Annotated in this window: 14 protein-coding genes and 2 tRNA genes; 9 read left to right on the top strand and 7 right to left on the bottom strand. The window is 69.0% G+C overall.

The window, feature by feature from the left end; all coding sequences use genetic code 11:
- Positions 1 to 124: 124 nt before the first annotated feature.
- The 4 genes from ACFY2X_RS13880 to ACFY2X_RS13865 all read right to left on the bottom strand — a co-directional run bounded on the left by ACFY2X_RS13880 (position 125) and on the right by ACFY2X_RS13865 (position 5,303).
- On the bottom strand, positions 125 to 595 hold the full coding sequence (locus tag ACFY2X_RS13880) for a hypothetical protein (protein ID WP_389937366.1): 471 nt from the start codon (positions 593 to 595) through the stop codon (positions 125 to 127).
- 309 nt (positions 596 to 904) lie between these two features.
- Positions 905 to 2,290: a hypothetical protein gene (locus ACFY2X_RS13875; protein ID WP_389937364.1), complete on the bottom strand. Its 1,386-nt coding sequence runs from the start codon at positions 2,288 to 2,290 to the stop codon at positions 905 to 907.
- A gap of 148 nt (positions 2,291 to 2,438) precedes the next feature.
- Positions 2,439 to 3,689: an esterase/lipase family protein gene (locus ACFY2X_RS13870; protein ID WP_389937361.1), complete on the bottom strand. Its 1,251-nt coding sequence runs from the start codon at positions 3,687 to 3,689 to the stop codon at positions 2,439 to 2,441.
- Positions 3,690 to 3,917: 228 nt separating this feature from the next.
- Positions 3,918 to 5,303, bottom strand: a complete 1,386-nt coding sequence (locus ACFY2X_RS13865) for a pyridoxal phosphate-dependent decarboxylase family protein (protein WP_389937358.1) — start codon at positions 5,301 to 5,303, stop codon at positions 3,918 to 3,920.
- A gap of 61 nt (positions 5,304 to 5,364) precedes the next feature.
- Between ACFY2X_RS13865 and ACFY2X_RS13860 the strand changes: the two genes are divergently transcribed.
- Positions 5,365 to 6,726 carry a PLP-dependent aminotransferase family protein gene (locus ACFY2X_RS13860; RefSeq protein ID WP_389937355.1) on the top strand — a complete coding sequence of 454 codons (1,362 nt, stop codon included), beginning with the start codon at positions 5,365 to 5,367 and terminating at the stop codon, positions 6,724 to 6,726.
- A 45-nt stretch (positions 6,727 to 6,771) separates the two neighbouring features.
- On the opposite strand, the gene ACFY2X_RS13855 is transcribed toward ACFY2X_RS13860, so the two are convergent.
- Positions 6,772 to 7,332, bottom strand: coding sequence for a hypothetical protein (locus tag ACFY2X_RS13855; RefSeq protein ID WP_389937352.1), 561 nt, complete (start codon positions 7,330 to 7,332; stop codon positions 6,772 to 6,774).
- 249 nt (positions 7,333 to 7,581) lie between these two features.
- Between ACFY2X_RS13855 and recQ the strand changes: the two genes are divergently transcribed.
- The 5 genes from recQ (at position 7,582) to ACFY2X_RS13830 (ending at position 14,327) form a co-directional block, all read left to right on the top strand.
- Entirely contained in the window at positions 7,582 to 9,420 is a 1,839-nt protein-coding gene (recQ, locus tag ACFY2X_RS13850; RefSeq protein WP_389937349.1) for a DNA helicase RecQ, read from the top strand.
- 272 nt (positions 9,421 to 9,692) lie between these two features.
- Positions 9,693 to 9,836: transfer RNA gene (locus tag ACFY2X_RS13845), tRNA-OTHER, on the top strand.
- Between the two features lie 212 nt (positions 9,837 to 10,048).
- A tRNA-Ser gene (locus tag ACFY2X_RS13840) sits at positions 10,049 to 10,119 on the top strand.
- Positions 10,120 to 10,230: 111 nt separating this feature from the next.
- The gene (locus tag ACFY2X_RS13835; RefSeq protein WP_389937692.1) at positions 10,231 to 12,927 is read left to right on the top strand and encodes an LAGLIDADG family homing endonuclease; all 2,697 of its coding nucleotides are present in this window, start codon (positions 10,231 to 10,233) and stop codon (positions 12,925 to 12,927) included.
- A gap of 152 nt (positions 12,928 to 13,079) precedes the next feature.
- Entirely contained in the window at positions 13,080 to 14,327 is a 1,248-nt protein-coding gene (locus ACFY2X_RS13830) for a hypothetical protein (protein ID WP_389937347.1), read from the top strand.
- Positions 14,328 to 14,366: 39 nt separating this feature from the next.
- On the opposite strand, the gene ACFY2X_RS13825 is transcribed toward ACFY2X_RS13830, so the two are convergent.
- Positions 14,367 to 15,230, bottom strand: coding sequence for an NAD(+)/NADH kinase (locus tag ACFY2X_RS13825; RefSeq protein WP_389937344.1), 864 nt, complete (start codon positions 15,228 to 15,230; stop codon positions 14,367 to 14,369).
- A 154-nt stretch (positions 15,231 to 15,384) separates the two neighbouring features.
- Entirely contained in the window at positions 15,385 to 15,783 is a 399-nt protein-coding gene (locus ACFY2X_RS13820) for a hypothetical protein (RefSeq protein ID WP_389937341.1), read from the bottom strand.
- Positions 15,784 to 16,043: 260 nt separating this feature from the next.
- Between ACFY2X_RS13820 and ACFY2X_RS13815 the strand changes: the two genes are divergently transcribed.
- The 3 genes from ACFY2X_RS13815 (at position 16,044) to ACFY2X_RS13805 (ending at position 19,028) form a co-directional block, all read left to right on the top strand.
- Positions 16,044 to 16,316 carry a GlsB/YeaQ/YmgE family stress response membrane protein gene (locus tag ACFY2X_RS13815; RefSeq protein ID WP_389937338.1) on the top strand — a complete coding sequence of 91 codons (273 nt, stop codon included), beginning with the start codon at positions 16,044 to 16,046 and terminating at the stop codon, positions 16,314 to 16,316.
- Positions 16,317 to 16,656: 340 nt separating this feature from the next.
- Positions 16,657 to 18,018 carry a hemolysin family protein gene (locus tag ACFY2X_RS13810; RefSeq protein ID WP_389937336.1) on the top strand — a complete coding sequence of 454 codons (1,362 nt, stop codon included), beginning with the start codon at positions 16,657 to 16,659 and terminating at the stop codon, positions 18,016 to 18,018.
- Positions 18,015 to 19,028, top strand: a complete 1,014-nt coding sequence (locus ACFY2X_RS13805; RefSeq protein WP_389937333.1) for a hemolysin family protein — start codon at positions 18,015 to 18,017, stop codon at positions 19,026 to 19,028. The genes ACFY2X_RS13810 and ACFY2X_RS13805 overlap by 4 nt, the downstream gene beginning before the upstream one ends.
- Positions 19,029 to 19,112 lie beyond the last annotated feature (84 nt).

The following is a 19,112-nucleotide window of genomic DNA, read 5'->3' as shown; positions in this document are numbered from 1 at the left end:
TTCCCGGATGGGAGTTCCGAACAATCGCGGCAGCGGGCGGCCGTGTGAGAACGCCGGAATTCGCAGGCCCGCAAGAGGCAATGGAGTCGTGAACACCCGTGAGGGGCCGCGTTCCGGAGATCCGTCATCCGCGTGCGGGCGCGCAGCTGCAGCGCATCGCGGCGCGCTCGGATTCGCGAGGGCGCCGGTGGAGGATCATCGCCACCACCATGGGCAGGAAGACGATCGCGTTGTAGAACAGGTGCAGCTCCACACGCGGCACGAGAAGCTGGATGAGGCTGGTCGGAACAGGGCGTCCCAGCAGGTTCGCTCCCGTGAGCGCCTGGATGAGCAGGAGCAGGTGCTCGAAGTGATGCCACACCTGGATCCCGAGCGACACGTTCCACCACGTCCGTGACCGGCCGGTGAAACCCCGCCTCAACATGATCAGGCCGATCAGCATCAGCAGCGCATAGCCGTAGTGCATCCACTCGGACTTGACGAGCCAGGGAAACGGCACTCCCAGCACGCCGCGCGCCTCGGGAAGCGGCCAGCCCAGGACATAGATCTGGATCGCCTGGGCGACATGCTCCGCCCAGTGGGCCAGGACTATCACCAGGTAAACGCTCAGCGCGGCCCGGTGATACCGGCCGTTGAGGGCTGATGTCCGAACGTGTAAAGGACTCGCCGAAGCCGTCTCGGTGGCCATGCGCAAACCTCGATCCCAAGAATCATGACCGTATATCCGCCGCATATTTCATGGCGCGGCGGATGTTTCCGCACCCCGCGCCATTGCGGCGGCACTGTCAAACTAAAGGCCTATTCTTGCTGGCAGGTCTGGACGCGGTCTTCTCCGAATTTGCTGTCTTTCCCGGCGTTGCGTCATCGGTTTGACGATGAGTCTTCGATCCCGGTGCGATCCCGATCAGGGGACGGCGTCGCAGGCACGGGTGGTGAGGTCGAGATACTCTTCGCGGCTCAGCGTGCGGACTTCGAAACCCAGGCTGTGCCGTACGGCGAAGCGGTTCGCGTCTTCTGGATGCCAGGGGCCGGGAAGGTGGCGCAATGGCCGGCCGTCTCGGCTGATCACGAAAAGTCCGCGTAAATCCTCGTAGCGATAGACCAGCAGGCTTGCCGCGCAGCCGGGATCCGGTCCGATGGACATGCCGTCGGAAGCCATCCGTCGGCCGAGCCAGACGCGCAGCGTGTTCTTGCCCTTGACGGACTTGACGGAGAGGTAGGGCCCGCCGGGCGGCCCGAGGGTGGCGCCACGCCTGATCCGCCTCGCATGCAGCGCCCGATAGGCAGGAGCCAGGACGATGATCAGAGGGCTGAAAAAGATCGTCAGCCACTTGGCGGGCAGGAGGTCCAGCAATTCTTTTCCCAGCGCCGACAGGATTCGCCACGCGGGCCAGCCGACCGCCGTGGCGAGGTAGGCCATGACCACCAGGCCCATGGCGCCCACGACGAAGGCGGCGGCCCTCTTCCTCCCGGACATGCGTGAGGCGGGTAGCCCGGTCAGACGCCCCCAGCCGGGAGCGCGCCTGGCGAGGACCGCGCGCACCTGCTCCGGCCTGGCAGACAGGGCGTCCTCGACGGGTGTTCCCCGACCGGCCGCGAAGGCGGCCACATCCTGAGCGGACCATTCGCCGGGAATGTCGAGCAGGACCAGGCCGTCGGCATCGAGAGCCGCGAGCCCGCTGACGATCCGTGACTTCTCCTCCTTGGGATGGAGGATCGTCTGTTCGGTCCGGTAGTGATAGAGGGCGGCGGGCTTGAGCCGTACCGAACGCCCGGATGCCGGATCAGCCGTCACCAGTGTTTCCTCGTCCCAGGAGAGCACGGTTGCCGGGAGGGGAGCGCCCTCGACCGCCCCGGCGAGCGGCCGGATCTCGGCCGGCACCATGTGAGGATTCCGGCGATCATGTAACGGGAGCCCGTCGTGCACGGTGGTATGCCACTTCCCGGTCCGGCGCGCCAGCGCCGCGCGGGCCTGCTCCTCCGTGGCGTATCGCCGAAATTCGAATGCCAGTCCGCTGTCCGCCGCGAACGTCTCCGCCAGGTGACGGGATCTCGCGCCGGGAGAATCGAGCATGACCAGCCCGTCCTCGTCCAGGACTGCGAGACCGTAAACGATCTTGTGGTCGGTAGGGTAGCCGTACAGGAGCAGCGTCGAAGCGCGCCCCTCGCCGGTGAGTGGCAGCCGTACCGGATGACGCCGGGAAATCTCGATGACGAGAGAATCGCCGATTATCTGGAACTCGCACCCGCCCCCGGCGAGCGATCGTGGCCTGTCGATCAGTGCCCCCATCTTTCTCGTACGAAAACCCCCTGTTTCATCAAATGACGGATAAAGCAAATATAAAGTTCCGGCCAAGCCGGGTGCGGTCCCGCCGGTGATGAGCCCCCCTGCCCGCCGTACCCCTCGGAGAGGTACGGCGGGCAGTCCCGTATGAGACTCAGCCGAGCCAGGTGACGATCTGGCTCAGCGCGGTTGAAGCCCAGCCGAGTTTGAGGTGGTTCAGGGCGAGGGTCGCGGTTGCGGCCCGGTTGGTGACGCCGTCGGCCGCGGCGCAGCTGGCGACGAACACGGCTCCGTCGGAGGGGCCGGTGTGCTCGTTGTGCAGGAGCGCCATGTCCGGGGAGTTGCCGCAGAGCTGGTAGACCGGCACGCTCGCCGGGGTGCCCGCGTCGATGAGCGGCCTGACCAGCGAGCCCCGGTCGATGGCGTACTGGATGCCGCGGCCGGCGGTGTAAAAGCCGGTTCCCCCGTAATAGGTGGTGTACCAGTCCTGCTCGGTGGCGGGCAGCGGGTAGACGTCGTCCCAGCGGTAGAGCATGTCATCGGATCCGGGGTAGGCGTCCCCTTCGTAGCTCAGCTCGGGATGATTCCGCCAAAGCCCGTAGCAGACCATCTGGGCGTGCGGGGCGGGGGCGTTCAGCGATCCACCGCATTCAGGAAATATCGCGAAATCGTGGGTCCAGCCATGTCGATATCCCCAGTCAAAGCCTTTGTTCGGCCCGCCGACGAGGATCAGTTTCCGGACATCGTCCGCATACGCCGTACCCCAGGATTTACGGAGTGACGAGACGTACATGCGCGCGTTGAACGCGCCCTTCGACCAGCCGATCACATCCACCTTCGGTGCGCCGGTCTTCGCCCTGATCTGCGAGATGGCGTCGTGGATCTGCTCCGCCCAGTAGTGGCCGTCCCCGGTGACGTGGGGGAATCCGATCGCGAACACCTTGTAACCCTGCGCGGTGAGATGCTGCATGAGGCCCGTTGTGGGACAGCTCGCCTGGCCGCAGCCGTAGGAGCCCTTCGCGTTGGGATTCGCCCAGGCCAGGTCCGCGGTCTGGTTGGCGCCGTGCACCAGCAGCACGGGCACGGCCTTGGTGCCGGTCTGCCAGCCCGGTGCGTGATAGAGCAGGAACCGCGACGAATGCGGCCGGGCCACGTCGCCGAACAAGCGTTTCGTCTGTCCTGTGTGATTGCCACGCCCGTCCGGAGGGTACGTCTCGGCCTGAAAAGCGCTGGAATTGTCCTTGTAGCGTTCGACCTGCGCCCAGCCGTTCTCCAGCCCGGTCGTGTAGGTCGCCTCCAGTGTGACCGACCCCGTCGCCGCGGCGGGAGTGGCCGGCGCCGCGAGCAGCGCGCCGGCCACCAGCCCCAGAGCCACGGTCACTCGTTTCCATGGACGTTGTCTCATCGCATCTCCCTCAAGCGATTCCCCGAAACCGATGTCCAGTCCGCCCGATCAAGGCCGCCGGATCAATGTGGGTGAACCCCATGTCCGGACTCCGGCCCGTGGGCGGCGGACAGCTGGTCGGGAGTCGAGGAAGTCCTGTGCCGTGGCGACGGCTTCACGGCCCGCTGGAAGGGCCCGGCGTCGCATGCGGGCGGGGACCGCGTTCCGCGACGGGTGCGGCGGCCGGGGTCACGACTGCGGGGCGACCGCCTGCAGGACCTTCACGACCCTGTCGACGTCGGCCTCGGCGGTGCGCCAGTTGCTGAAAGCGGCTCGCAGCGCGGGCACTCCGGCATAGACCGTCGGGGTGAGGAACGCCTCTCCGGACTCGGTGATCGCTTCGACCACCTTCCCCAGGCCTTCGGGAGAGCCGGCGAGGGTGAAGCAGACCACGTTGAGCCGGACCGGGGCGAGCAACCGGTAGGCGGGCATCGCGCTGATCCGCTCGCCGAGACCGGCGGCGAGGGCGATGTTGCGCCGGACGATCTCCGCGTGACCCGCACGCCCGTAGGCGGCCAGCGTGAACCAGGCGGGCAGCGCGCGCAGGCGCCGGGAGTTCTCCGGGGTCAGGTGCACGAAATCCGGGTCGTCGCCCAACGGGCCGAGGTAGGCGGCCGAGTTCTGGAAGACGCGGGTCTGCAGATCGCGGCGGCGGGTGAACTGGATCGCGCTGTCATAGGGCACGTTCAACCACTTGTGCAGGTCCACGCAGACCGAGTCGGCCTCGGCGAGTCCCGCGACGAGGTGGGCGTGCTCGGGGGAGAGTGCGGCGAAGGCGCCGAACGCGGCATCCACGTGCAACCAGAAGGGATGGCGCTCGCGCAGGGCGGCTATCGCGCGCAGGTCGTCGAAATCGACCGTGTTCACCGTCCCGGCGTTGGCGACCACGATCGCCGGCGCGCCGTCCAGGCGGTCGAGCGCCTCGGCGAGCCGGTCCACGTCCACGGCCTCCCGTCCCGGCAGGAGATCGATCCGCCGGATCGCCGAACGTCCCAGCCCGAGCATGGACAGCGCCTTGCCGATGCTGGAATGCGGGCTTCCCGACAGCACGTGCACCGGCCCGAGCGAGGCCGTACCCTGCTCGGCCACCGACATGCCGCGCAGTTCGCCCAGCCACTCCCTGGCGATCGCCAGGCCCGCGAAATTGGACATCGTCGCGCCGCTGACGAAGGTGCCCTCATGATCGGCGGACAGGCCGAAGAGGTCACGCAGCCAGCCGACCGTCTCCCGTTCGAGATCCGGGGCGCGCGAGTCCAGGCTCGACGTGGGGTTCTGGTCGAGCGCGCCGGTCAGCCAGTCGCCCGCCAGCGCGGCAGGGGTCGCACCACCCGTGACGAAGCCCAGGTAGCGGGGGCCCGCGCTGGCCGCGAAGCCAGGTTCCCATCGCCGGGCGAACAGCTCCATCGCCTTCTCCAGACCGCCTCCGGTCTCCGGCAGCGGCATGGGCCGGGGTCTCACGGGCGTCTGCGCCACCGGCCGGTCGTCCAGCCCGCCGAGGAGCCGTACGGCATAGGCGTGGGTCGCGTCGAGCAGTTCGGGGATACGGGCACGATCAGTATCAAGTCGGTCATTCATATGCTCACGTTATGAGCCGGGCCATGCTCGTGTCGTGGTCCACTTGCGGCAAACTGGACCAGTGCTCAAGGACGCCCTCACGGGATGGCAACGCCCTGAAAAGCCTCTCCACGACGCGCTGGCCACCGCGTTACGCGAAGCCGTGCTCGACGGGCGCGTGCGGGTCGGAGACCGGCTGCCTTCGGAGCGGCGCCTGGCCGCCGAACTCGGGGTGAGCCGGGGGACGGTCGTCGCCGCCCTGTCCCTGATGCGCGCCGAAGGCTGGCTGGTCACGGAGCACGGCAGGGGGAGCGAGGTACGGCTTCCGCCGAGCTTCGGCGAACGCTACGCCCCTCTGTCGGTGGACGGGCAGGGCTCGTCGCTCGACCTGCGCCGTGCCGTTCCCGCCGCCCCGCGAACGATCGTCACCGAAGCCGCCGCCCGCGCGCTCGCCAGATCGGCGAGGCTGCTCCTGGAGAGCGGCGAGCCCGGGGCGGGCCTTCCCGAGCTGCGGGAACTGATAGCCCAGCGTTACACCGCCGAGGGGCTGGCGACGCGGCCCGAGCAGATCCTCGTCACCTCCGGCGCCCGAGCCGCGCTGGCCATGCTCGTCGCGCACTTCGATCCGCGGAGAACGGTGGTGGAGAACCCCGCCTTCTTCGGCACCCTCGCCACGCTTCGGCGTTTCGGCGGCCGGACCGCGCCTTTGCGGGTCACCACGGAAGGGTGGGACACCGATCAGCTCACGGTCGCGTTTCGTGAGGCTTCCGGGGGAGTCGCATGCCTGGTCCCTGATTTTCAGAATCCGACCGGGGCCCTGATGAGCTCGCCGGTCCGCCGTGAGATCTCGGAGCTGGCGGCCAGACACCGGGTGACCGTGATCGTGGACGAGACCATGCGCGACATCGACCTCCGCGATCACCCGGTCCCCGAGCCTCGCATCAGGCAGGCCGTCACGATCGGTTCCATGAGCAAGACCGTGTGGGGAGGACTGCGCGTCGGATGGATCCGCGGATCGGCCGCGTTGATCCGCGAGCTGCTCCTCGACCCCGTCAGCGGCCTGTACACCCCGCCGCCCATGGAGCAGCTGGTGGTCTGCGAGGTTCTCCCTTTCCTCGATGCGCTGCTGGCCCACCGCAGGGGCGAGTTGCGACGCCAGCGCGACCACCTGGCGGGCAGGCTCAACGAGGACGACGCCTGGACCTTCTCCCTCCCGCAGGGCGGTCTCGCGCTGTGGCTGCGCCTCAGCGGCGTGTCCGGTGAAACCCTCGCCCGAAAGGCGGCCAGAGCGGGGCTCAGCCTGCTTCCGGGCTCGAAGTTCTCCCCTGACGGCACACTGGCCAACTGGCTGAGGGTGCCCTACACGGCTCCGGCCGAGACCCTCGACCGGGTCGTGGAACACCTCGGACAGGCATATCGGTCCTGCTGGAAGGCCCACACCTAGAAGCCCAAGCCGGTGTGTGCGGGGCACGGTGCTGCGCCGACGGGATCAGCGGCTCCGGCGGCGTCGATGGTAGGCGTAGGTAACGGTGGCGAGCAGTGGTCCCCACAGCAGAAGCGGGAGGTAGCAGACGTAGAAGATCGCGGCCTTCCAGCCGCCTGCTTGTGTGGGGAAGTTCGCGGGAATCGGCTCGCCTCGAAGGGTGACTCCGGAGAAATGGGTGACGAAGGCGGCGGTCCACAAGACGGTCAGGACCACGGCGCCGAGGGCCGCCGGGATGACGGCGGCCGACGTCGGCACTCTGCGGCCGCGCAGTCCGGGAATCCAGCGCGGGAACCGCTCTCCCCAAGTGGCGACCAGCCCGACGGCGGTGAACGCCACCAGTTCCGACAGGATCGACAGGAAGGCGATGTACACCCGCTCGCCGAGCGGGAACCCGTCGTCGAATGCGGCCGGGAGCCGCCAGAGGCTGGATGGCAGCACGGTGAACGGGACGGCGAAGGCGGCGATCCGTGCCCAGCGGGGGACCCCGGCCACCGGGGCGTGGGCGGCCCTCCACACGGTACGTAGCCGCCCGGTGGTCGCTGGGGAATCGGTCAGAGCGGTCATTGGATTCCTTCGTTCCGGCGGTCACCGGGAGCGACAGCGCCGCGCCGGGTGTCCGATCAGTTCTCGTCATCGCCGCTCACCCTAGGAATGGCCGGGCCGGCTCGGCCTCCCCCTGGCGAGGGAGTGCACCTGGAAGGTTCGCATCGGCCGGGAACCGGCTCGCCGCCACCGGCGAACCAGGTCACCCGCGTCATCCACATTCCCGCGTGATCACCTCCCGGGGCACCGAGCTCCTCATAGAATGACCCGATGCCTTCCCCCGAGAACGGTCCCGAGGTAAGCGACGCGTGGCGCGTGCTGAACCGCGTCTTCGGCTACGACTCGTTCCGGGAGGGCCAGCAAGAGATCATCGATCACGTGGTCGCCGGTCACGACGCGCTCGTCCTCATGCCGACCGGTGGCGGCAAGTCGCTGTGCTACCAGATTCCCGCGCTCGTGCGGAAAGGCGTCGGCGTCGTCGTCTCGCCGCTCATCGCGCTCATGCAGGACCAGGTCGACGCCCTGAGGGCCCTTGGCGTGCGGGCCGGGTTCCTCAACTCCACCCAGGACCTCGACGAGCGCCGCCTGGTCGAGTCCGCTTTCCTCGCCGGTGAGCTGGACCTGCTCTACCTGGCACCGGAGCGCCTGAGGGTCGAGTCGACGCTGAGGCTCCTCGATCGCGGCACCATCTCGTTGTTCGCCATCGACGAGGCGCACTGCGTGGCCCAGTGGGGACACGACTTCCGGCCCGACTACCTCGCGGTGTCCGAACTGCACGAGCGCTGGCCCACCGTGCCCCGCATCGCGCTGACCGCGACCGCGACCGAGGCCACCCACGCCGAGATCGCATCCCGGCTGAACCTGGAAAAAGCCCGCCACTTCGTGTCGAGCTTCGACCGCCCGAACATCCAATACCGCATCGCGCCCAAGAACGAGCCCAAGCGGCAGCTGCTGGAGCTGCTGCGGACCGAGCACCCCGGGGACGCGGGCATCGTCTACTGCCTGTCACGAGCCTCCGTCGAGAAGATCGCCGGTTTCCTGGTGGAGAACGGGATCGAGGCGCTGCCGTACCACGCGGGGCTCGACGCCCACACCCGCGCCGCGAACCAGGCGCGCTTTCTGCGCGAGGACGGCCTCGTCATGGTCGCCACGATCGCGTTCGGCATGGGCATCGACAAACCCGACGTGCGATTCGTCGCCCATCTCGACCTGCCCAAGTCCATTGAGGGCTACTACCAGGAAACCGGCAGGGCCGGACGCGACGGCCTCCCCTCCACCGCCTGGCTGGCCTACGGCCTCCAGGACGTCGTGCAGCAGCGCAGGATGATCGACACCTCCGAAGGCGACGACGCCCACCGCCGTCGCCTGGGTGTCCATCTCGATGCCATGCTCGCCCTCTGCGAGACGGTCGAATGCCGCCGGGTGAACCTGCTCGCCTATTTCGGCCAGAGCGGTACGGCCTGCGGCAACTGCGACACATGCCTGTCACCGCCGGAGTCGTGGGACGGCACGGTCGCCGCCCAGAAGCTCCTGTCGACCGTGTTCAGGCTCAAGCGCGAGCGGCGCCAGGCGTTCGGCGCGGGCCAGATCATCGACATCCTCCTCGGAAAGAAGACGCCCAAGGTCATCCAGTTCGGCCACGACTCCCTGACGGTGTTCGGCGTCGGCACCGAGCTGCGCGAGGCCGAGTGGCGGGGCGTGGTGCGCCAGCTGCTGGCCCAGGGACTCCTGACCGTCGAGGGTGATTACGGCACGCTGGTGCTCACGGAGGCGAGCGCCGAGGTGCTTCGCCGGCAGCGGCAGATTCTCCTCAGACGGGAGCCGGAGCGGGCGGCACGCGAGGCACGAACGGCCAAGTCCCGCCACGTCGCCTCGGCGGCCGACCTGCCCGAGGAGGCCGTGCCGGTGTTCGAGCAGCTCCGCGCCTGGCGCGCCGCCACCGCGAAGGAGCAGGGCGTGCCCGCATACGTGATCTTCCATGACGCCACCCTGCGCGAGATCGCCGCCGCGCCCCCGTCGTCCCTGGCCGACCTGGCCAAGGTGAACGGTGTCGGCGAGAACAAGCTGGCGAAGTACGGCCAGCAGATCCTCGACACGCTCACGGTCTAGACACACTGTCCCGGGGCGTCGGCGGCGGCAGCGGATCCTGGATTTCCCTCCGACGAATAATCAGGTGTGGCGCGCCATGGCGATCGCTATTGTCGGAAGCGCTTCAGAGCCAGGAAACGGCCCCGGCAGCCTTTTCGGGAAAGAACACACCGGAGTCGTTTCCGGGCGCTGAAGCGCCGACAACCGAATATGTGCTTCCCCGGTGCGAAGGTTGCGGATACTTCATCGCTTCCAATGCGAAGGTCCGGGTTCGAGTCCCGGCGCCGGCTCCGGCCGGTGTGGTGTAACGGCAGCATCTCAGAGGCCGCCACCGCTTTGATCTCGGGGAAGACCACAACTTGATAATGACCTTCCCGGTGCGGAGGCGACGGTTACTTCGGGATCGAGTGTTCCGGGTTCGAATCCCGGCGCCGGCTCCGGCCGGTGTGGTGTAACGGAAACACGCTCGTTTTGTGCCGTCGCCGATTTCGACCTCGGGAAGGTTCGACAAAACAACAAGCACCTCCCGGTGCGATGACAGCGGTTACTTCGAGGTTCGATTCCTTGCGGCCCCACCCCCGGGGCCGTCGCCCGATCGGAGGGCAGACCGCCGTCACCCCGATCTCGGGAGGAGCACGATTCAGAGCGTGCCCGGTGCGCAGACGAGGGTTACTTCCACTGTTAATGGGGCGGTCGTCAGTTCGAGTCTGACCGCGGGCTCCGGCCCGTGTAGCTCAGTTGGCAGAGCACCTACGTACCTTCGCCGACTCGACCTCGGGCACGACCTCTGAACGCGGGCTCCTTCCGTCCTACGGAGAAAGGCCCGTGTCCATGTCCAAGTTCAACACCGCGACCACCCGCCCGGCCGTCTCCAGCCCGGTGAGGACCGAGCGGACGCCGTCCGGCCGCACCTACGAGGGCGCCCCCGGATACGTCCGCGACGCCAAGGGCGAGCTGTTCCTCCTCGCGGTGTCGAACATGGTCGGAGAGGACACCTTCTACGAGAAGGCGGGGGATCGCGACGAGCGGTTCCGCCACCTCGTCCACCAGGTCGCGGTCGAGGACGGCGAGTGGATGTCCCGCTTCCTGCCGTGGCTGCGCGGGGTGGCGAACATGCGCACCGCCCCGATCGTCGCCGCGCTGGAGGCCGTCAGGGCGCGTCTCTCCGCCGGACGGCACGGTCTCAACCGGCAGCTGGTGGACAGCGTCCTGCAGCGCGCCGACGAGCCCGGTGAGGCCCTCGCCTACTGGACGTCCCGGTACGGCCGTGCCGTTCCCAAGCCGGTCAAGCGCGGCCTGGCCGACGCCGTCCGACGGCTCTACAGCGAGCGCAACCTGCTCAAATACGACGGTGACACCAGGGGTTTCCGCTTCGGTGACGTCATCGACCTGGTCCACCCCGCCCCCGCGGCGGACAAGGCGTGGCAGGGCGAGCTGTTCGCGCACGCCCTGGACCGCAGGCACGGCCGTGACAAGCCGATCCACGAGGCCCTGACGACGCTGCGCGCCCGCGCCGAGCTGACGGCTCTGCCGGTCGACCTGCGCCGCGCGGCCCTGGACGACCCGGGACGGCTGAAGGCGGCGGGCATGACGTGGGAGGCGCTCGCCGGGTGGTTGCAGGGACCGATGGACAAGCAGGCCTGGGAGTGCCTGGCCGAAGGCACCCCGATCTGGCTGCCAGACGGCACGGTAGCGCCTGTTGAGCGCGTCGTGGCCGAGTCGCTGCCTGTGCTGGCTTACGACAAGGAATGGGATCTGCGCGAGCCGAAGATGGGGCGTCCGTATCCGGTACGCGACCAGGAGACCGGCAGCCTTACCCCCACCATGCCGGTCCGCTGGATCGACAGTGGGGAACAGCCCGTGTTCGCCGTGCAGTTGGCCTCTGGTCGCGTCATCGAGGCAACCGCCAACCACCGATGGGCTGCCCGAACCCGAGAGGGATCGCGCCGTCCGACCTGGCGCGCAACCGCTGACCTGACGCCGGGGTGCGCCATACCCGTTCCCCTCACTGCCGGCTTCTTCGGGAGCCTCGGCGACGAGTGGGACGGCTGGTTCGTCGGGGCGATGCTGGGCGACGGTAACATGACGGGCCGCACTCCGACATGGGTCGGCCATGACGACGGCACCCTCGCGCAGCTCAAGGAGTACGCCGCGAAGCATGGACGCCAAATCAGCGTCGAGGACAACGGCACTTGGGTCCGCGTGCGGCTCACCGACCCCCAGTGGCACCAGAACACCCTGCGTGACGTCCTCATCGAGCACCAGGTGTGGGGGCTCAAGGGCGAAGAGAAGCGCATCGCGAACTTGCCCTACAGCCGTGCCTTCATCTGTGGCCTCATCGCGGGTCTGATCGACAGCGACGGCTCGGTTGAGGCTCGGCAGGTCGAGTTCGCCAGCATCTCGGAGACCCTGGTCCGCCAGCTCAGCAACGCATTGCTGCGGCTCGGTATCCAGAGCAACATCAGCAGCAAGAAGAACGGCCTCAGCGAAAAGCCACTGTGGCGCCTACGCGTGGCCGACGGACGCTCCATAAAGCGGCTGCGTGCCGTGATCAACCTTCGTGCCGCTCACAAGGCTGTAGCGCTGGACGCCCTGGCAGCGCAGAATCACGTATCTCGTCGGGGAGCGATGGGCCACCGTGGTTATGCGGACTCCATCATGTGGGACCGCGTGGTCTCTATCAGGCCAGCAGGAGTGAAGAAGACATACTGCGTCGAGGTTCGGCCGTCTCATCTATGGGTTGCCAACGGCGTCGTCACCGGTAACTGCGTCATCCCGTCCATGGGTTACATGGCGCTTCTTCGTAACCTGCGGAATGTCGACGAGGCGGGGGTGTCCGACGAGGTCGCCGCGCAGGTCGCCGCCAAGCTCGCCGACCCGGGCGAGGTCGCCCGGTCACGGCAGCTGCCGTTCCGCTTCTACTCCGCGCACCGGAACGCGTCGCGGCGCTGGACGGGCACCCTGGAGAAGGCCCTCACGCTGGCGACGGGGAACGTGCCGTCGTTCGGCGGCCGGACCCTCGTCCTCGTGGACACCTCGGCGTCGATGACGTCCGGCGGGATCTCGGCGCGCTCCACCGTCACGCCGGTCGAGGCGGCGGCGCTGTTCGGGGTCACGCTCGCCGCCCGCGGGGAGCGGGTGGACCTGTACGGCTTCGCGGACGGTGTGTTCCGCCACCGTGTCGGCAGGCGTGTGTCCGTTCTGAAGGAGATGGACCGGTTCCGCGGGAGGGTTGGTGAGGTCGGTCATGGCACGCAGATCGCCGATTCGGTCCGCCGTACCTACGACGGGCACGACCGGGTCGTCATCCTGTCGGACATGCAGACCATGAGCGGCCACTACGGCGGCGGGGTCACCGGCGCGGTGCCGGAGCACGTCCCGATGTACGGCTTCAACCTGCAGGGCTACCGGCACGCGGCCATGCCGGCCGGTTCGGGCAACCGCCACGAGTTCGGCGGCTTCTCCGACGCGACGTTCCGGCTGATCCCGTTGCTGGAGACGGGCCGGAACGCGGGCTGGCCGTTCTGATCGTCCGATCGGATCCGGGCGCCGCGCCCCCGCCTGGAAGGCATTCCGGGCGGGGGCGCCTTCGCGTGTGCCGTTTCACGAACAAGCCGGAGACATTCTGGAATGATCGTGCAGATATCCTGTCGGACATCGAAACTGACGGACAGTAACTGATGCCTCCCATCGATCAAATCACCGTCTTCGCGTCGGACCATCCGGTTGGAACCGCCGTCATCTGCGTGATCGCCCTGGTCCTCCTGGCACTGGCCTATCTCGTCCTGCGTGCGGTCTACCGCGCGGGAGCCCGCTTCTTCCAGAAATATGTCGCTCCGCGCCCGGCGGAGGACGTCCTCACCATCGTCGCCGCCAGTATCGCCACGGGTGTGTCCGCGCAGGGCATGTGGCGCTTCTCCGGTGACGTGCTGGGCTTCGACGGGCCCCTGCGGCTCCTGCTCTTCGCGTTCATCGAGGTCGCTGTGATCACCAGCGCCGTGCGGGCCCGCCGCAACATGCGGGAGAACTACTCCGCGGGCATCGACGGCATCGCGGTGTGGACGCTCACCTCCCTGTCGGCGGTTCTGTCGAGCATGGACGCCCGCAGCCCGGCCGAGGCGGTGTTCCGGCTCGCCGCTCCGCTGGTGGCCGCGTGGCTGTGGGAGCGGGGGATGGCGATCGAGCGGCACCGCATCACCGGGCGTGCCCGCATCAACTGGCGGATCACCCCCGAGCGCATGCTGGTCCGGGTCGGGCTGGCCGAGGTCAGCGACCGCACCACGAGCGAGGTGGACGCCCACCGGAGGCTGACCCGCGTCGCGCTGGCCGCCAAGCACGCCCGCGCGCTCCGGGAGGCCGGGGCGTCCGACCGGAAGATGCGTGCGGCGCTCGCCAAGCTGGACCGGGCGATGGACCAGGCGGTGGAGCACACCGGCCTGGCGGTCGACGCGAACCGCCAGGAGGCGCTGCTGTCCCAGATCGGGGCGCTCTTCAACACCTCCTCGCTGATCGACCTGTCCCCGCCCGTTCCCTGGGCTCCCGAGCCCGAGGAACCTGCCGCGCGTCCCGCGCTGCCGGTGGCCGCGTCGCTGGACGAGGACGACGAGGACGAGATCGAGATGCTGGACGCCGCCCCGCCGATCGTCGACACGGCGCAGCGCGCGGCCCTGATGCGCAAGGCGCGGGAGTACTGGGACAAGCAGATCGAGCGCAAGTTCGTGCCCCGGGCGGCGGACATCGCCCATGAGACCGGCATCGCGCTGGCCACCGCCCGGGAGTACCGCGCCCTGTGGAAGCTGGAGTCCCGGGCCCACGCCCTGATAGAGGCCGCGTACAACGAGCACGGGATCATCGACACCGGGACCTTCCCCGCGATCGAGACGCAGGAGCGCGTCCTGACGGTGAACGGATCCTCCTCCGGCCGCTGACATCGTCTCCCGGGGCCGGACGGCCGGCCCCGGGGGCTGTTATTCGACCTCCGCGCTGCCGTTGACCCGGAGCTTGCGGCGGGCGCGTTCGTAGAAGGTCGTGGTCCCGAGCCGGACGACCCACGCGGCGGCACGCACCGCGGTGACGGTGAGCCGGTTCCCGGGTGCCAGGTGGGCGCCGATCGCCCCGTCCACCTCCATGGCGAGGTGGCCGCTCGATGTGAGCACCTCAAGGCTGACGTGCTCGTCGGCGGAGAGCACCAGGGCCCGGTTGAAGGTCGAGTGGGCGGCCGCCGGCACGACGAGGAACCCCTCGACTAACGGGGACACGATCGGCCCGCCGGCCGAGAAGCTGTAGGCGGTCGATCCCGTGGAGGTGGCGACGATGACGGCGTCGCCCGCGTAACGGACGAAGGGGTGGCCCTCCACGGAGATCGCCACCGCCGACAGCCTGTCGCCGGGTGTGCGCACCAGGGCGATGTCGTTGAAGGCGGTCACGGTCTCCCCGTCGGGGAGGGTCGCGCGCACCGCCATGCGAGGTTCGACCGTGTAATGCTGGTTGTCGATGGCCGACAGCGCGGAAGGCAGCTCGTCGACGTCTATCTCGGCGAGGAACCCGAGCTTGCCGAGGTTGACGCCGAGAATGGGGACGGGCCGTCCGGCGATGAGCCGCATGGTGCGCAGCATGGTGCCGTCACCGCCCAGGCTGACGAGCAGGTCGGCGCGGTTCCTCAGGGTCTCGGCGTCGACCGGCACGGCGCTGCAGGCGATCCGTCCGACCTCCTCGGGCAGGCCGAGCACCGTGACATCCCGGGTGCAGGCCCACTCCACGATCGTGTCGATGGCGACCTTCGAGTCACGTTGTGGGTGGAGCACCAGCCCCACCGTTTCAACCATGCCCATGCGGCCACTGTACGGCGGGCTCCTTCGCGGCCCGCGTAGGGCGTCCGCGAGGGGAAGACGCAAGGGAGAGATGGGGAGACAGGGGGAGACGAGGGGAGACAGAGAGAGGTGCGGCTCCGGCGCCGTCCGGCCTCCGGCCCGGTCCGGGGCCCGCTCAGGTCTGACGTCGCCGCCTCATCCGTGCCTCGAAAAGATGGCGGCGGCCGTCCGCCAGCCGGTCCCTGATCTGCTTCTCCAGGTCGGCGAAGAAGCGGTAGTAGCCGTCGTCGTAGTCCTCCACGATCTGGTAGGTCCATCGGCCGGGCAGCACGTTGCGGCCGATCAGCTCGCCGGACACGGTGTCGGCGAGATCGTGGTGGCCGGCGGCGCGCAGCAGTTCCACGACCGCGTCGAGCTGCAGGTCGGCATGGCCGGTGAGCTGGTGGAAGGAGTAGAGATGGCCTCGGGCGCGCTCGGTCGTCTCCAAGGCTTCGGAGAGCCTCCCCAGCGCTTCGACGGTCGTGTCGTCGATCTCGGAAGGCGACGGCCCGGCCGGCCGTCCATCGTGGATCACTTGGCCTCCTCACAACAGGCTTGGCCGCGCCGAGACGGAGCGGCGGCATCGGCGACCGGCCGGGCGAACGGGCTCCGTCCCGGTCCGCCGCGCTGGGGCGAGAGTGCCGTCATCGCCGCCTCCTTGGCGCTTGAGCTGCGAGAACTTGTCTTTACCCCGGCGGTGGGGGCCGAATCGCCCGGATGTTCTCGCCGGACGGCGTGTCGTTCCCCTTTTCTGGGGCAGACGATTGGCAGCCGAGCAACGAGGAAGTGTGGAACATGACAGTTACCGGCATCATCACCGCGATCGTCATCGGAGCCATCATCGGCGCCCTGGGCCGGCTGGTCGTGCCCGGCAGGCAGAGCATCCCGATCTGGCTGACCGTCGTGATCGGCATCGTCGCCGCTCTCATCGGCACCGCGATCGCCGGAGCCATGGGCGTCGCCGAAACCCGCGGAATCGACTGGATCGAGCTGGTGCTTCAGGTCGTCGTGGCCGCCGTGGGCGTCGTCCTGGCCGTCGGCCTGTACGGCAGGCGCGGCGTCCGCTAGAACGAAGATCCACGAATAGAACGAAGATCCGCGAAACGCGCCCTGGCGATTTGGGCGGATCATTCGGACATCCGATTCGCCAGGGCGGAAGCCGACCGGCTTCACCGTGGCCTCGGCCCGGCACTCCGGGCCGAGGCCACGGTCGTGCGGGAGCCGTACGTGCGAACGGGTGCCGCCTTCGTGACGGGGCCCTGCCCGTCCGCCGGTCGTGACCGTGTGGTTACCGTGGTGGCACGGTCGAACATGCGGATCGAAGCGGTCGGCGAGCGTCGAGGGATGATGGGGTGGCGTCCATGTCATCGGACCGTGACGGGGGCAGCGCGCGGGGCGGGAACCCGCGATGAGCGCGGTGAACGCCGTTCTCGGACTGCTGGCCGTCCTGCTGCTGACGCTGGCCACCGGCTATTTCGTCGCCCAGGAGTTCGCCTACGTCGCCGCCGACCGGCTGGCCCTGTCGCAACAGGCGGCGGCGGACAGGAAGGCCGCCCGCGCCGTCAGGGTCATGGAACGGCTGTCGTTCATGCTCTCGGGCGCCCAGCTCGGCATCACCGTCACCACGCTCGTCGTCGGCTTCATCGCCAAGCCCGCGCTGGCCGAGCTGATCGCCCCCGTGCTGGGGGTGGCCGGGATGCCCCCGAGAGCGGCGGACGCGATCGCGCTGGGCCTCGGATTCGCGATCGCCACCGTCGTCCAGATGGTCATCGGTGAGCTGGTGCCCAAGAACCTCGCGCTGGCCAGATCGGAGCAGGTGGCCCGGGCACTGGCCTCCTCCACCCTGGTCTACCTGACGATCGCCGGCCCGGTCATCCGGCTGTTCGACTCCGCGGCCAACGCGCTGGTGCGCGCGGTGGGCATCGAGCCGGTCGAGGAACTGCATCACGGCGCCACGCTGGAGGAACTGGGGCACATCATCGGCGAGGCCGAGGCTTACGGGCACCTGCCCGGTGACCAGGCCGACCTGCTGGAGCGGGCGCTGGCCTTCTCCGACCACATCGCCGGGGAGGTCATGGTTCCCCGCGTGGACGTCGTCACCGTCAACGGCTCCGCCTTGACCCCGGAGCTGGACGAACTCATCGCCAGATACGGTCACACTCACTATCCGGTCCTGGGGGACCGGCTGGACGATGTGATCGGGATCGCCGGCCTTCGCGAGGTCGCCCCGATCCCGGTGGAGAAGGCGGGGCGGACCAGGGTGGCGGACATCGCCCGGGAGGTGCTGATCGTGCCCTTCTCGGCCTCGCTGCCCGACCTGGCCGCCCAGATGCGCGCACGTGGCGAGGAGGTCGCCTGCGTGGTCGACGAGTATGGCGGCCTGGCCGGGCTGGTCACATGGGAGGACGTCGCGGAGGAACTCGTCGGTGAGATCGTCGACGAGAACGACCTCGACATCCCGGCCGTGGTCCGGGCCGACGACGGCTGGAGGCTCGACGCCGGTCTGCGCGTCGACGAGGTCGCCCTGGCGACGGGCATCGAGCTTCCCGACGAGGACGACTACGACACACTCGGCGGGCTGATCCTGTACCGGCTGGGGCGCTTCGCCGTACCCGGTGACGTCATCACCGTCGAGGTGGTTCCCCCCATGGAGGAGAACGCTCCCACCCACGTCGAGATCGAGGTGCTCACCATCGACCGGCACGTCCCCGGGCGGGTCCGGCTCCGCCCGATCCGCCGCGCCGGGGAGACCGGGAAGAGCTCCGCATGAACTTCTCGACGGGCCTGCCGCTCACCCTGCTCCTGCTGGCGGGCAACGGCTTCTTCGTCGCCGCCGAGTTCGCGCTGGTCGCCGCCAAGCGCCACCGGCTGGAAAGCGCCGCCGCCCGGGGAAGCCGCGCCGCGGCCGCCGCCGTCGCGGGCATCAGGGAGCTGTCGCTGATGCTCGCCGGGGCCCAGCTCGGCATCACTCTGTGCTCGCTGGGCCTTGGCGCGGTCTCCGAGCCGTTGATCGCGGGCACTCTCGGTCCCCTCTTCCACGACCTCGGTCTGCCCGGATCGGCCGCGCATGCGGCCGCCTTCGTGATCGCGCTGGGCATCGTGACGTTCCTGCACATGGTGATCGGTGAGATGGCGCCCAAGTCGTGGGCCATCGCCCATCCCGAGCGCTCGGCGATCCTGCTCGCCCTGCCGTTCCGCTGGTTCACGCTGGTGGTCCGCCCGGTGCTGAGGGCGCTCAACGGTCTCAGCAACCTGATGTTGCGCATGATCGGGGTGAGGCCGCGCGGGGAGACGGCGAGGCCCCGTACTCCCGAGCAACTGCATCACCTGGTGGAGGAATCCCGGCGGCTGGGTCTCATCGACGCGGAGGAGCACATCGTCCTGAGCCGGGCCCTGAACGCGCCGAACATCACGATCGCCCCGCTGGTCACCCCGAGAGAGGCCATCGTCGGCGTTCCCGCCGGCGCCCCGGTTCAGGAGGTGGTCGACACCTGCGCCCGGACGGGCCGCACCCGCCTGGTCGTGTGGGACGGTGACCGCCCGGCCGGCGTCATCCACGTGCGGGACGCCTACCTCGCCCGCAGGCGGGGCTCTCGTGCCCGGGCGGGTGATCTGGCCTACCGGATGCCCGCGCTCACGGCCGACACCTCGATCACCGACGCGGTCGCCGAGTTGCGCGCCGCCCGCAGCCAGCTGGCGGCCGTCCGCGTCCAGGACGGCACCCTGGCGGGGTTGGTCAGCCTCGACGACCTGCTGGCCACGCTGCTCGCCCCGGCCTGAGAGCCGGAGCGCCGGGCGATTCGGCCACGGCCCCGGCTCGGGAGGGCCGGTGAGGAAATCCGGTGGAAATCGTTTTCCGGGGCA

It is taken from the genome of Streptosporangium sp. NPDC000396, assembly GCF_042898655.1.
In the GTDB taxonomy this organism is placed as follows: Bacteria; Actinomycetota; Actinomycetes; order Streptosporangiales; family Streptosporangiaceae; genus Streptosporangium.
The sequence above is the reverse complement of the archived record's forward strand: the minus strand, read 5'-3'. Positions and strand labels throughout refer to the sequence as shown.

Coding starts and splice junctions, on each gene's coding strand:
- ACFY2X_RS13855 (WP_389937352.1), bottom strand. CDS start 7,332: ATGACCGCTCTGACCGATTCCCCAGCGACCACCGGGCGGCTACGTACC.
- ACFY2X_RS13830 (WP_389937347.1), top strand. CDS start 13,080: ATGCCTCCCATCGATCAAATCACCGTCTTCGCGTCGGACCATCCGGTT.
- ACFY2X_RS13825 (WP_389937344.1), bottom strand. CDS start 15,230: ATGGGCATGGTTGAAACGGTGGGGCTGGTGCTCCACCCACAACGTGAC.
- ACFY2X_RS13815 (WP_389937338.1), top strand. CDS start 16,044: ATGACAGTTACCGGCATCATCACCGCGATCGTCATCGGAGCCATCATC.
- ACFY2X_RS13875 (WP_389937364.1), bottom strand. CDS start 2,290: ATGGGGGCACTGATCGACAGGCCACGATCGCTCGCCGGGGGCGGGTGC.
- ACFY2X_RS13810 (WP_389937336.1), top strand. CDS start 16,657: ATGAGCGCGGTGAACGCCGTTCTCGGACTGCTGGCCGTCCTGCTGCTG.
- recQ (WP_389937349.1), top strand. CDS start 7,582: ATGCCTTCCCCCGAGAACGGTCCCGAGGTAAGCGACGCGTGGCGCGTG.
- ACFY2X_RS13805 (WP_389937333.1), top strand. CDS start 18,015: ATGAACTTCTCGACGGGCCTGCCGCTCACCCTGCTCCTGCTGGCGGGC.
- ACFY2X_RS13835 (WP_389937692.1), top strand. CDS start 10,231: ATGTCCAAGTTCAACACCGCGACCACCCGCCCGGCCGTCTCCAGCCCG.
- ACFY2X_RS13865 (WP_389937358.1), bottom strand. CDS start 5,303: ATGAATGACCGACTTGATACTGATCGTGCCCGTATCCCCGAACTGCTC.
- ACFY2X_RS13870 (WP_389937361.1), bottom strand. CDS start 3,689: ATGAGACAACGTCCATGGAAACGAGTGACCGTGGCTCTGGGGCTGGTG.